Raw genomic sequence first — 522 nt, 5'->3', positions numbered from 1 at the left:
CGTTTCTAACAGATTTTTGGGTGCCAAGTACCAACTTTAATGAGGAGAATACCAATGACTATCAACACACATACAAACTTCGAAATTGCGGGTGATGACGTCATCGCAGTGCCCCCGATCATGCCCGACCCGCGTTGCGGCACCCCGGTGCCCCAGGATGGTGAGGACCTGACAGCGGTAACCCCGCTGCCTGCCGATCCTATTGTGCCGGATCAGGGCGACGACTTGATTGCGGTGGCCCCTCTGCCGTATGGCGCGGTGCCTGCCGGTGAAGGTGAAAACCTGACAGCTGTGGCGCCGATCATGCCCGATCCCCGTTGCGGCACCGAAGTCCCGCAGGATGGTGAGGACCTGGTTGCGGTGGCCCCTCTGCCATTTGGCGCAGTTCCTGCTGGCGAAGGTGAAGACGTCACTGCTGTGCCCCCGATCATGCTCGTCCCGCGCTGCGGCACCGAGGTTCCGCAGGATGGCGAAGATCTGGTTGCTGTGCCCCCTCTGCCCTTCGATCCGATCGTTCCAGAC

1 protein-coding gene is annotated in these 522 nt (G+C 60.7%); it reads left to right on the top strand.

All coding sequences use genetic code 11. The features are described 5' to 3' along the window. Window positions 1–54: 54 nt before the first annotated feature. Window positions 55–522 (top strand): hypothetical protein (locus ACR0LF_RS23650; protein ID WP_480856501.1); only part of this gene is annotated, 468 nt, incomplete at its 3' end.

The organism is Ruegeria sp. E8 (genome assembly GCF_056533985.1).
The sequence above is the reverse complement of the archived record's forward strand: the minus strand, read 5'-3'. Positions and strand labels throughout refer to the sequence as shown.